The sequence below is a fragment of the Planctobacterium sp. AWM4_229 genome, assembly GCF_056160305.1.
This window is the reverse complement of sequence record NZ_JBSWWX010000007.1, coordinates 283040-295084: the sequence shown is the minus strand read 5'-3', so window position 1 is coordinate 295084 and position 12045 is coordinate 283040. Positions and strand designations below refer to the sequence as shown.

The window sequence follows — 12045 nt, the reverse complement described above, 5'->3', positions numbered from 1 at the left end:
AAGAGCAATGAGCAATGATGTTTTAGTCCCGGATGTGGGCGGAGAAGAAGTCGAAGTTATCGAAGTTTGTGTTGCTGTTGGCGATACCGTTGAAGCAGAAGATGCGCTCATCACGGTAGAGAGCGACAAAGCCAGCATGGACATTCCTGCGCCATTTGCAGGTAAAGTCAGTGAAATTCGGGTGTCCGTAGGCGATAAAGTAGGTCAGGACAAACTGATCATGAAAATTGAAGCTGGCTCTGCTGAGACAGCTAGTGAAGACGCAGCAGAAGAAGCTGCGCCTGCCCCAGCCCCAGCCCCGGCACCTGCGGCAGAAGCACCTCAACCTGCTTCTGGTGGCAGTAGCGTTATTGAGGTGCTGGTTCCCGATATCGGTGATGCCGCAGATGTTGACGTTATCGAAGTACTGGTAAAAGCAGGCGATAAGGTCGAAGCAGAAGATGGTTTAATTACCCTGGAAACCGATAAAGCCACTATGGACGTGCCCGCACCCCAAGGCGGTACCGTTAAAGAGCTTAAAATCAATGTAGGTGACAAGGTTTCACAAGGTAGTCTGGTACTGCTTTTAGAAACCAGTGAAAGTACTGGTGCGGCAGAAGAAGCCGCTGCTGCGCCTGCACCTGCAGCGGAATCAACTTCTGTGCCTGCCTCAACGGGCAGCAGTGTAATGGAAGTCACGGTTCCTGATATCGGCGATGCTGCTGATGTGGATGTTATCGAAGTACTGGTAAGTGTCGGTGACAGCATCGATGCTGAAACCGGGCTTATTACCCTGGAAACGGATAAAGCCACCATGGACGTGCCTTCTCCCAAGGCCGGCGTGGTAAAAGAAATGTTGGTTAAAACCGGTGATAAGGTGAGTAAAGGCTCGCCAGTGATTATGTTGGAAGTGGCGGGTGAAGCGCCTGCACCAGCTCCGGCAGCTAGTGCTCCGGCTCCCGCTGCCGCATCAACATCGGCACCTGCACCGGCACCAAAAGCACCGCCAGTCCCACATCATCCCTCTGCCGGTGAAAAACCTAAGTCGGGTTCAGTGTATGCCTCACCGTCAATTCGCCGTTTAGCCCGCGAGTTTGGTGTGGATTTAACACAGGTTTCTGGCTCGGGCCGCAAAGGGCGTGTTTTAAAAGAAGACGTTCAATCTTATGTGAAATATGAGTTATCCCGTCCGAAGGCCAATGCTGCGACTTCGACAGCTGGCTCTGGTGGTTTGCAGGTACTAGCTCAACCTAAGGTGGATTTCAGCAAGTTTGGTGAAATTGAAGAGCAGCCGTTAACTCGTATCCAGAAAATTTCCGGTCCAAACCTGCATCGCAACTGGGTGACGATCCCCCATGTAACGCAATTTGAAGACGCTGACATCACTGATTTGGAAGCCTTCCGCAAGCAGCAAAATGCCCTTAATGAAAAGCGCAAAGTGGGCGTTAAGATCACGCCACTGGTGTTTATCATGAAGGCCGCTGCCAGTGCCTTATTGGAATATCCCACTTTCAACTCATCCTTGTCGGAAAACGGCGAAGCGCTGATTTTGAAAAAATACGTGCACATCGGTATTGCAGTAGACACGCCAAATGGCTTGGTGGTGCCTGTGGTACGTGATGTAGATAAAAAAGGCGTGCTGGAGATTTCTCGCGAGCTGATGGATATCAGTAAAAAAGCTCGCGAAGGCAAATTGAAGGCGGCAGATATGCAGGGCGGTTGTTTCACTATCTCCAGCTTAGGCGGAATTGGTGGAACGGCATTTACACCTATTGTAAATGCGCCAGAAGTCGCCATATTGGGTGTATCGAAAAGTGATATGAAACCCAAGTGGAATGGTAAAGAGTTTGAGCCAAGGTTGACCTTGCCATTGTCTTTATCGTACGACCACAGGGTGATAGACGGAGCCTTGGCGGCGCGCTTTGCGGTGCATCTGTCTGAGGTACTGAGCGATATTCGTCGTCTGGTAATGTAAAGTTAAAAAAGCACAGTAAATAAGGCAGGAAAGCGTTCCTGCCTTTGCCTTTCGCGCTTTAGCTGTTTACACTTGCGGCGTTTGTACCCAACAACGAACTTTTATGCTTGAAAAATAAGAGTTCAAAAAAACAAGAGTTAGTTGCTGCCCTCATTGAATGCAGCAGAACGAGATAGAACAACCAAATACACAATTTTGAGGTCATCATGAGCGAAATTAAAACTCAGCTGGTAGTGCTGGGCGCCGGTCCCGGCGGTTACTCTGCAGCGTTCCGTGCTGCGGATTTAGGCATTGAAACAGTTATCGTCGACGCACGCGACACCCTGGGTGGTGTTTGTCTGAACGTGGGTTGTATTCCTTCCAAAGCCTTGTTGCACGTTGCTAAGGTTATCGACGATGCCAAAGATATGGCTGCTCATGGTGTATCTTTTGGTGAGCCTCAAATTGATATCGATAAAGTACGCGCCTGGAAAGACAGCGTTGTTAGTCAGTTGACCAAAGGTCTGTCTGGCATGTCCAAGATGCGTAAAGTTAAGCACGTACAAGGCTACGGCAAATTCACGGGTAGCAATACCATGGTGGTTGAAGGTAAAGATGGTGTAACTACCATTAACTTCGATAACGCCATTATTGCAGCCGGTTCTGAGCCGGTAACCTTACCTTTTATTCCGCATGACGACCCGCGCGTAATCGACTCAACTGGCGCGCTGGAAATGCAAGACATTCCAGGCAAAATGCTGGTGTTAGGTGGTGGTATCATCGGTCTAGAAATGGGAACCGTGTACCGTGCGCTGGGTAGTGAAATCGACGTGGTTGAATTCCTGGACCAGTTAATCCCTGCTGCTGATAAAGACATCATCAAGGTTTACCAGAAGTACGTCAAAGACAAGTTCAACGTAATGCTGGAAACCAAAGTAACCGCAGTTGAAGCTAAAGATGACGGCTTGTATGTGACTTTCGAAGGCAAGCAAGCGCCAGCTGAGCCAGTGCGTTACGACAAAGTATTGGTAGCGGTTGGTCGTCGTCCTAACGGTAGCCTGGTAGATGCAGACAAAGCCGGTGTTAATGTGGATGAGCGCGGTTTTATTAATGTTGATAAGCAAATGCGCACCAACGTTAACAACATCTATGCCATTGGGGACCTGGTTGGTCAGCCTATGTTGGCCCACAAAGCCGTACACGAAGGCCACGTAGCTGCAGAAGTGATTTCTGGTATGAAGCACTACTTCGACCCGCGCTGCATTCCTTCAGTGGCTTACACTGACCCTGAGGTTGCTTGGGTAGGTGTAACTGAGAAAGAAGCCAAAGAGCAGGGCTTAAAAGTCGAAACTGCAACATTCCCTTGGGCGGCTTCTGGTCGTGCCATTGCTTCAGGTCGTACTGAAGGTATGACTAAGTTGATTTTCGATAAAGACACTCACCGCGTATTAGGTGGTGCCATGATCGGTATCAATGCCGGTGAAATGCTGGGCGAAATCGGTTTAGCGGTAGAAATGGGCGCTGATGCCGAAGACATCGCATTAACCATTCACGCTCACCCCACCTTGAACGAGTCTATCGGCCTTGCCGCTGAAGTGTACGAAGGTTCAATTACTGATTTGCCTAACCCTAAGGCGAAAAAGAAAAAGTAAAAACGCTTTTTAGCTAATCCAAAGGCCGCTTGATTAAGCGGCCTTTTTTGTATTTGCTGCTGCAATCTGTCGACTTTCATTATTTAGGTGATCGTCAGTTACTCAGCGACTTCTAATTCTAGTCAGCATAAGTAACCACACTACCAATAACGCCGATAAAAACTCCAGGGCCCAAATTACCTGAGTTAAATTATCGTTCCTATTTTGCTATGAAGTACAGTTTTTATTCTCTTTTCTTCTTGTACTATTTAACTACTTTGCAATTTTGCAGAGCATAAAGGAGAAATGAATAATGGAGTTTAAAAAAGAGGAGCTATCAGAACTTTCGGATTCTGAGCTTGAGCTGGTTTGTGGGGGCACTTGGGATTGGTCAAATATTGCGGGGAGCCTCGGATATAATGTTGGCCAGGCCGGAGTTTGGGTTTACAACAATATTCTTGTTGGTGACCCATGGACTATCGTCATTGAATAGTTACGTTATAAGCAAAAGATTTAAAAGGAAATAAAAATGGATTTTGAAATGGAAGCAAAGATTCTTACTGAAGAGGAACTGGAGCTTGTCGATGGAGGTTTAGCACCGCTGCTCGGTGCGATGCTTTACGTTGGTGGTTATATTGGTACGCTGCAGGTCGCCGCTGACTTTGGTACAGGTCTTGGGCATGGAATTTACGATGCTTTAAATAAATGAATTACAAGGAATAGCGCTCTTTAAAGAGCGCTAAATTTAAAATGAATAAATTAGTTAAATTTTGCAAAGTTTTAGTTGGGTTGAATGTATTCTATTGTTTAGCTTTGGCAATAGTAGATGCTTTTCAAAATCAAGTTTACTTTTTTAGTTCTAGTTACTTCTTCGGAGGCGCTATCTTGGCCATATTGGCGATCAATTACGAAATTTACGCATTGTTAAAACGTACTGAAACATCACATTAGCTGAATGAGAATGGAGTAATAAGGAGTAACTTTCTTTTTGGAATCACCTTTGTCAGAGATATCCTACAAAGATTGACTGTATTGTCGGACTCAAATGAGTTGCAAATGTGGCTATATTTTAAACATATTTTACAGATTCGTTCATTGTTATGGTGCATGTAGATTTAAGTAAAGCGTCGCCGAAATTCAGTAATAAGAATCGCTGCCTCAATTGCAACGTTCTGATCGCGTCTGGACGTGATGACATGTGCCCGGCATGTCAGGTAAAACTAAATAAAATCTTGGGCTCAAATACCACTGATATGTTTGGTCTGTTGCAAAGCAAAAAGACGAAAAATTAATATTCTTTCCTGCTATTTTGTCAATCGAGAAACCTTAAATTCTTGCCATTGCTCCGCTGACATTGTTGCGGCTTTCACAAGTTCCAGGCGATTGGATGTATAGCCACGCTCGTCTGGCTTTTCAATTTCAAACAACAATAAATGTTTGCTTTGGCTATCAAACCATATTTTTCCTCCCCGATTATCCAGGCCGTCCCCGTCAATGGCGTAGCGTGCTGCGTTTTTCCCAAGCTTGATTTCATTGTTCTCAAAGCGCATGACAACATCACCGAACTTGACGAAAGGAGGTGGGCTTTGACTCATGTCCAGGTCCAGAATGGAGAAGTGAAAATCTGCTTTTGGGTCAGTTAGATGACGGTAAGCAAAGGCCAAACTAGCAAAATCGAAATCATAGCTGTGCCACAAACCGGCATTGATAGTGGTTTCTGAATGCTGGTGCCCCAACTGTATTGAATATCGTTTCGGCGAGACCTCACGCAGTTGCGCGCGGGGTATCACTGTGCCATCTGCCATCACTGATGCGGCACTAAATTTAATCACGTTTAAAGTCGCAGCTGATATTTTTGCGCTAACGGAGGTGCCTCGCGCATTGCCGGGTGTCCACTTGAATGCTTCAATATTCAGCGCGTCATGGTAATAAAGTGCTATCTGGCTTTCGTGACTACCGTCGATGTTGGATTTTTTGTACAGCAGTAAAGTGTTTTGGGGAACTTGTTTTTCCTCAAACTTGCCCGGAAAGTATTCAGCTGTTGCAATTGTGCTGGTGCTAACTAGCAGTAAAAGTATCAATAAATTACGCATGGACAAAACCTTCCTCGAAATGCTCACTTTAGAGCATAGCGAAGAAGGTATTGCTGTTCGTGTGGGACTTGTTTCTAAATATGTGGCGAATTTCCTACATCGAGCCAAATAACGCAAGAATGCGGTCTATGGTTTGTTCGACCGGTGCTTCGTCGTTTTCTTTGTAATCAAACTGGTGATCAGTGTCGGCCACTACATTAAGCTGTAGATTTGGGTTTTCCCAACCATTTCCGGCATCAAGCATGGCCAGATTGTGGCATTTTTCCAGAGTGTCATCGGGCAGACTATCATCATCGGATGCGGCAAAAATATAGCTTTCGCTATTGGTCTCAAACGCCTCATCAAAGATATCTTGTGTGGCATCAGAATAGCCATTCAGGCCACAGCCCGGGTACATACTTATTACGGTACTGGCTTGATATTGTGCATCGAAGGGCAGGTTGAACCACTGCTTGCCGCCCATCTGTAACTGTTCTTCATTGCTGGCTAACATGCCGTGATTGGCAAATGCTAAAGCGGAAGTGCCGCCATTGGAAAAACCGAGTACCCCGATTTTATCCGGGTTGATGTCGTCACGGGCTTTGAGCCAGGCGATACCTTCGGCAATATCTGCAGGGCGCACTGAAATAGGATCGACTTTCGCTGGACGATCCAGCGGGTCGCCACCGCACACACCGCCACCGACATCGCCATTGTTATCTCTGTGAGTGAAAGAATCGACAAGCAGTGCAATAGTGTTTTGCTCATTGAGCAACTTGCCCCATACCTTGTACTTACCGGACACGTATTTCGCGGTCCACTGGTCAGGTGTATCGCGATAGTGTGCACCGCCACAGCCGTGCACCATTACTACCGCTGAATATTGATTATTGGCGTCATAGTCTTCTGGTAACCAAAGATAGGCATTCATAACTTCGTCGTTGCTGGTGAGAATGGCGACGGTTTCATCTGCGGTTTTTTTATCGCTGCTTTGCCATCCGGCAAACGCCAGACCAGGAATTAGTAAGGATATCATTAAAATCTTGCGTAACATCGTTGTTCTCCAAATAGTGATTAGGGTCATATCACTGGGCTCGAGTGCGTTGGCATTGCGAGGCTTCCCTGCGATGGAAAGTAAGATAGGCGCACTTGTGGCACAAAGACAGCATGGAGAACGTGAAGTAATTCACAACTACTGTGAAGCTGTGAACTGGTTAACTAAATAACCTGATATTTGCCAGTAAATATGACTTGTTAAGGATTTGTAACAGATAATTTGGCATGTTGCGCTGTTCACTTTTGCCTATTTGCAAAGGGGCACGTACACTTGCACTGCGACAGATATCAAAACAGAAAAAATAACTAAGGAACACCATGAAAAATGTCAACAAACTGGCCCTGGGCGTTGCCCTGGCGCTAGGACTTATTGCGGGCGGATGCAGCCAGGCGCCGCAAGAAAACAGCGCCTCAACACCGGCTGCTGAAACCCCCAAAGCAGAACAAAAACAAGCATATGTTTCGGGTATTTACCTTGAAAATATGGACACCAGCGTTAAACCCGGCGATGACTTTTTCCGTTATGTGAACGGCACCTGGTATGACAAAACCGAGATCCCTGCAGACAAAGCCAGTTACGGCGGTTTTGGAATTTTGCGCGACGAAGCCCAGGAGAAAGTGTTGGAGATCATCAACGCTTCTGCAGAAGGGAATTTTGCCCAAGGCTCTGACGAGCAAAAAGTGGGCGATTTGTACAACTCCTACATGAACATGGAAAAGCGCAATGCGCTGGGCGTTACGCCGCTGGCTGACGAATTGGCCATGATCGATGCCATCGAATCTCAAGAAGACCTGGCAAAATACTTCGCGCGCGCCAGTAAGTACGGTTTTGGTGCGCCCTTTGTTATTGGTCAATATGTGGACTTCAAGAATCCCGAAACCTATATGATATACAGTTGGCAGGCGGGCTTAGGTTTGCCGGATCGCGAATATTATTTCAAAGAGGATGAAGCCAGTCAGGATATCCGTGATGCCTATGTGGCGCACGTGGCAAAAATGTTTGAACTGGCGGGTTTAGGCAACGGCGAAAAGAATGCGCAAACCGTGATGGCACTGGAAACCATGTTGGCCAGTCATCATATGAAAAAAGAAGATACCCGCAATATGGTGGCGCTGTATAACAAGGTGATGTTGCCGGAGCTGGATAGCGTTATGCCAGATTTCCCCTGGGATGTCTTTTTTGCTGAGGCGCAATTGTCCGATCTGGATGGTCTGGTGGTGACCCAGATGGATTATATGAAAGAGCTTAACAACATTATCACCGGCACCAGCATGGATGACTGGAAAACCTTCCTGCAATGGGGCCTTGTTAATGCTACCGCTGCTCGTTTGAACGAAGAAATCGATGCGCAAAACTTTGAGTTCTACAGTAAAACCTTGCGCGGTGTAGAAGAGCCGCGTCCGTTATGGCGCAGAGCCGTTAACTTATTGAATTCAAACGTTGGTGAGATTATTGGCAAGGTTTACGTTAAACAGCATTTCCCGCCCGAAGCGAAAGCACGTATGGAAAAGCTGGTGGACAACCTGCTGTTGGCTTATGAAGATAGCATTAAAAATCTCAGCTGGATGACCGATGAGACTAAAAAAGAGGCGCTGGATAAGCTATCCAAATTCACACCGAAAATTGGTTACCCGGATAAATGGCGTGACTACTCATTGTTAACCGTAGATGAAAACGACTTATACGGTAACCTGATGCGCTCTTCAGAAGCGCAGTATCAGCAAATGCTGGAGAAGCAAAAAAGACCGGTACAGAAACACGAGTGGGCCATGAACCCACAAACGGTGAACGCTTACTACAATCCGCCTATGAACGAAATTGTGTTCCCCGCAGCCATTCTGCAACCGCCTTTCTTTAATATGGAAGCAGAAGATGCCGTTAACTACGGTGGTATCGGCGCGGTAATTGGACACGAAATAGGGCACGGTTTTGATGATTCAGGTAGCACCTTTGATGGTGATGGTGTATTGCGCAACTGGTGGACTGATGCCGATAAAGCCGAGTTTGAAAATCGCACCGCGCAATTAATAGAGCAATACAATCAGTTTGAAGCCTTACCGGAAGTGTTCGTAAACGGTGAGTTTACCTTAGGTGAAAATATCGGTGATTTAGGCGGTATCAGTATCGCTTTAAAAGCTTATCAGCTATCACTGCAAGGTAAAGAAGCTCCCGTTATGGACGGCTTTACCGGCGAGCAGCGGGTATTTTTAGGTTTTGGACAGGTATGGGCCAACAAATATCGCGATGAAGCACTGCGCAATCAAATCGATACCGACCCTCATTCGCCCAGTCACTTCAGAGCGAATGGCTCGGTGCGCAATGTACCGGAGTTTTATGAGGCATTTGACGTAACCCCAGAAGATGCCTTGTATCTGCCACCTGAAGCACGAGTTAAGATCTGGTAGTAAATCTCAGGTGAGTGTTATCCAAGGCCGCTTTTGCGGCCTTGTTTATACCTAAACCACTCAAATCTGAAATACTGTGCTATAAAATTCGATTTGCAAATGCACCAGGCGAGGGTTTAATCTGCGGCTCAATCACAGTCTGGTTAGCGCGTAACCTCAGCGCAAGCCTGTGTTATAACAATAAACAAGGACCTCCCGACATAAAAGGGAGAACAAGAAAAGGCCATGAGCAATAGTTTCAAAGTTCCACATACCCTTATTCTTCTGTTATCCATGATGCTGGTGGCATACATTGCCACCTGGCTAGTACCACAAGGGGCGTTTGAAACCGTGACCCTTGAAAATGGACGTCAATCGGTAGTACCGGGAACCTTTACCCTCAGTGAAGAACAAGTGCGGCTGACACCGATGGATTTTCTGGTGGCCATCCCCAGAGCACTAGCAGCAGCTCAAGACATTATCTTTTTTGTCTTTATTGTGGGCGGGGTACTGGCGGTTGCCAGGGCGACCGGCACTATTGATGCACTTATTGGCAATCTGCTGCACAAATTTGGTCATAAGCCCAATTTATTGATCTTCATGGTGGTATTTTGTTTTGCCATGACATCCGGGGCCATTGGCACGGCAGGGGAGTACATCCCGTTTGTGTTGATATTGGTGGGCTTGTGTAAAGCCATGAAACTGGATGCCATGACCGCTGTAGGTATGGTGGTAACCGGCTATGGTATTGGCTATGGTGTTTCTGCATTCAACCCTTTTACCGTGATGGTGGCACAGAGTGTTGCAGAAGTGCCGGTGTATTCAGGGATAGAGTTGCGCCTGGCGATATTCATTCCTTTTGTGCTTATCGGTTTTCATCACGTCTGGAGTTATGCCAAAAAAGTCCTGGCTGATCCCGCTCAATCCATGACGGCGGATTTGCCTTGTCCATTGGCGGGTAATGACAAAGTCGGTTACCCCGAACTTAAGCTGCACCATAAGCTGATCCTGTTCGGCCTGGTGGCTACCATCGCTACCGCAGTGTGGGGTATCTCCCAAAAGGGCTGGTATCTGTATGAGCTGGGTGCCTTGTTTATTTTGTGGGGTGTGTTCACTGCGGTTATTGGTAAACTAGATGCAGATACAGCGGCACAACAGTTTATTGAAGGAGTGAAGGACTTAGCCACCACCGCTATGCTAATCGGTGTGGCGCGAGGTATCGCACTCATCATGGAAGACGGCCAAATTCTGCACTCATTGGTGTATAACATGTCTTATCCCTTGTCGTATCTTGGGTCAGAGCTGGCGGCCGTCGGTATGTTTATCATGCAAACCTTTTTGAATTTGTTTATCCCTTCTGGCAGTGGTCAGGCTTATGTCACTATTCCACTGTTGGCGCCGGTGGGCGATTTGGTGGGGGTAAACCGACAGGTAGTGGTGCTGGCCTACCAGTTTGGTGATGGTTTTTCTAATATGATTATTCCCACCAATGCGGTACTGATGGGGATTATTGGTATGGCGGGCGTACCTTATCACTTGTGGTTCAAGTTCTGTATGCCACTCATCCTTAAGCTCATGGCTGCTGCTTCGATAGTATTGATACTGGCAGTTATGTTTGGTTATGGCACCTAAAGGCTACGACTCACGTTTCCACAAACCCGTAATACATGATCTTAAAGGGGCTAACGAGTGTTAGCCCCACACTACTGAACATTTATCCATCTTGTTAAATCGCGCGATTAGCTCTATAAATCAGCTATGGAACAACTTGAGTTTTTTGAAATCCCCAGCCCCTGTATTGGCGTATGTCAGGTGAATAACAAGGGCTATTGCAAAGGCTGCTTTCGCAGTCGGGATGAGCGTGTCTACTGGCATCAGGTAGATAATGCGGTAAAACAACAAATACTCAACGCCTGCAAACAGCGTAAAAAACGCGTGATGTACCGCAAGAATCAAGCACAACAAAACACACCACAGGCAGATAGCCAGTCTTCCTTGTTTGGCGATGAAGACTAGAGCCTGTTGATCACTACCAATTCTTCCGCTTCCGCTCTACACTGAGACTTCAAACATTAAAGTGGAATACTTACATGGCTGTACATGCTGATCTCAATCTCACAATGATTACCGGGGCTTCTGAAGGTATCGGCAAGTGTTTTGCTGAAGAGTTTGCCCGCCAGGGACACGATTTGGTGTTAGTGGCGCGTTCCCTGGAAAAACTCGAGGTTATTGCGGAGTCGCTGCGCAAAGCGCACTCCGTCAAAGTTACCGTGCTGCCACAGGATCTAACGCAGCCCGATGCGGCGGAAGTTTTGGCGGCTCAACTTCAAGAGCGGCAATTACAGGTAGATATCTTGGTTAACAATGCTGGTTTGATGTATGTGCAAGACTTTTTTACTACCGAGCCCGCTAAGCTGGAACAGCTGCTGACTCTGAATATTAATGCCGTGGTGAGAATGACCCGTCAGTTTTTACCGCAGATGCTGTCTCGTGACAATGGCAAAATCATTAATGTCGCCTCCATCGCCAGTTTTATTCCCACCCCCAAATTTGCCATTTACGGTGCTTCCAAAGCCTTTGTTTTGTCTTTTACCGAAGCGCTGGTGGAGGAGATAAAGTACACCAATGTCAAAGCCCATTGTGTCTGCCCGGGCTTCACCAAAACCAATATGATCCAGCAGGGCAATGGTCTGGAAGACAATATTCCCGGTTTTATGAAAGTCGCCCCCGAGTCGCTGGTAAAAGATGCCTACAAATCTGTGATGAAAAGCGAAACCATTTATGTGCACAAGCTACACAACAAAGCCCTGGTGCAATGGTCACGCTTGTATCCCAAGTGGTTGGTGCGCGGCGTAAGTGGCTTTTTTAGTCGGTTTTAGTCATAATATTTTTAGGAGGAACCCTCTAAAACCATTTCTGTCCATGAAGCGAGAAACATTAATTGTGTAGGTCGAACTTCAGTTCGACG

At 46.9% G+C, this 12045-nt stretch carries 10 protein-coding genes; 8 read left to right on the top strand and 2 right to left on the bottom strand.

Features of this window, described 5'->3' with window-relative positions; all coding sequences use genetic code 11:
• Window positions 1-7 precede the first annotated feature (7 nt).
• The 4 genes from aceF to ACXAGP_RS17135 all read left to right on the top strand — a co-directional run bounded on the left by aceF (window position 8) and on the right by ACXAGP_RS17135 (window position 4273).
• The gene (aceF, locus tag ACXAGP_RS17150) at window positions 8-1954 is read left to right on the top strand and encodes a pyruvate dehydrogenase complex dihydrolipoyllysine-residue acetyltransferase (protein WP_475262779.1); all 1947 of its coding nucleotides are present in this window, start codon (window positions 8-10) and stop codon (window positions 1952-1954) included.
• Window positions 1955-2160: 206 nt separating this feature from the next.
• Window positions 2161-3585 carry a dihydrolipoyl dehydrogenase gene (lpdA, locus tag ACXAGP_RS17145; protein WP_475262778.1) on the top strand — a complete coding sequence of 475 codons (1425 nt, stop codon included), beginning with the start codon at window positions 2161-2163 and terminating at the stop codon, window positions 3583-3585.
• A gap of 292 nt (window positions 3586-3877) precedes the next feature.
• A complete protein-coding gene (locus ACXAGP_RS17140; protein ID WP_475262777.1) occupies window positions 3878-4057 on the top strand; it encodes a hypothetical protein in 180 nt (59 codons plus the stop codon).
• Window positions 4058-4093: 36 nt separating this feature from the next.
• Entirely contained in the window at window positions 4094-4273 is a 180-nt protein-coding gene (locus ACXAGP_RS17135) for a hypothetical protein (RefSeq protein WP_475262776.1), read from the top strand.
• 595 nt (window positions 4274-4868) lie between these two features.
• Here ACXAGP_RS17135 and ACXAGP_RS17130 read toward each other — a convergent pair.
• Both ACXAGP_RS17130 and ACXAGP_RS17125 read right to left on the bottom strand, forming a co-directional pair.
• Window positions 4869-5657, bottom strand: coding sequence for a hypothetical protein (locus tag ACXAGP_RS17130; RefSeq protein WP_475262775.1), 789 nt, complete (start codon window positions 5655-5657; stop codon window positions 4869-4871).
• A 94-nt stretch (window positions 5658-5751) separates the two neighbouring features.
• Window positions 5752-6690 (bottom strand): dienelactone hydrolase family protein, encoded by a 939-nt coding sequence (locus tag ACXAGP_RS17125; protein ID WP_475262774.1) that lies wholly within the window; start codon window positions 6688-6690, stop codon window positions 5752-5754.
• 320 nt (window positions 6691-7010) lie between these two features.
• On the opposite strand from ACXAGP_RS17125, the gene ACXAGP_RS17120 reads away from it, so the two are divergent.
• The 4 genes from ACXAGP_RS17120 (at window position 7011) to ACXAGP_RS17105 (ending at window position 11956) form a co-directional block, all read left to right on the top strand.
• On the top strand, window positions 7011-9098 hold the full coding sequence (locus ACXAGP_RS17120) for a M13 family metallopeptidase (protein WP_475262773.1): 2088 nt from the start codon (window positions 7011-7013) through the stop codon (window positions 9096-9098).
• Window positions 9099-9323: 225 nt separating this feature from the next.
• A complete protein-coding gene (locus ACXAGP_RS17115; protein ID WP_475262772.1) occupies window positions 9324-10709 on the top strand; it encodes a YfcC family protein in 1386 nt (461 codons plus the stop codon).
• Window positions 10710-10835: 126 nt separating this feature from the next.
• Window positions 10836-11093, top strand: a complete 258-nt coding sequence (locus ACXAGP_RS17110; protein WP_338291609.1) for a DUF1289 domain-containing protein — start codon at window positions 10836-10838, stop codon at window positions 11091-11093.
• 74 nt (window positions 11094-11167) lie between these two features.
• A complete protein-coding gene (locus tag ACXAGP_RS17105; RefSeq protein WP_475262771.1) occupies window positions 11168-11956 on the top strand; it encodes an SDR family NAD(P)-dependent oxidoreductase in 789 nt (262 codons plus the stop codon).
• The last annotated feature ends 89 nt before the right edge of the window (window positions 11957-12045 follow it).

Excerpts from the sequence above, each read along its gene's own strand:
- aceF (WP_475262779.1), top strand. The coding sequence starts at position 8 with ATGAGCAATGATGTTTTAGTCCCGGATGTGGGCGGAGAAGAAGTCGAA.
- lpdA (WP_475262778.1), top strand. The coding sequence starts at position 2,161 with ATGAGCGAAATTAAAACTCAGCTGGTAGTGCTGGGCGCCGGTCCCGGC.
- ACXAGP_RS17140 (WP_475262777.1), top strand. The coding sequence starts at position 3,878 with ATGGAGTTTAAAAAAGAGGAGCTATCAGAACTTTCGGATTCTGAGCTT.
- ACXAGP_RS17135 (WP_475262776.1), top strand. The coding sequence starts at position 4,094 with ATGGATTTTGAAATGGAAGCAAAGATTCTTACTGAAGAGGAACTGGAG.
- ACXAGP_RS17130 (WP_475262775.1), bottom strand. The coding sequence starts at position 5,657 with ATGCGTAATTTATTGATACTTTTACTGCTAGTTAGCACCAGCACAATT.
- ACXAGP_RS17125 (WP_475262774.1), bottom strand. The coding sequence starts at position 6,690 with ATGTTACGCAAGATTTTAATGATATCCTTACTAATTCCTGGTCTGGCG.
- ACXAGP_RS17120 (WP_475262773.1), top strand. The coding sequence starts at position 7,011 with ATGAAAAATGTCAACAAACTGGCCCTGGGCGTTGCCCTGGCGCTAGGA.
- ACXAGP_RS17115 (WP_475262772.1), top strand. The coding sequence starts at position 9,324 with ATGAGCAATAGTTTCAAAGTTCCACATACCCTTATTCTTCTGTTATCC.
- ACXAGP_RS17110 (WP_338291609.1), top strand. The coding sequence starts at position 10,836 with ATGGAACAACTTGAGTTTTTTGAAATCCCCAGCCCCTGTATTGGCGTA.
- ACXAGP_RS17105 (WP_475262771.1), top strand. The coding sequence starts at position 11,168 with ATGGCTGTACATGCTGATCTCAATCTCACAATGATTACCGGGGCTTCT.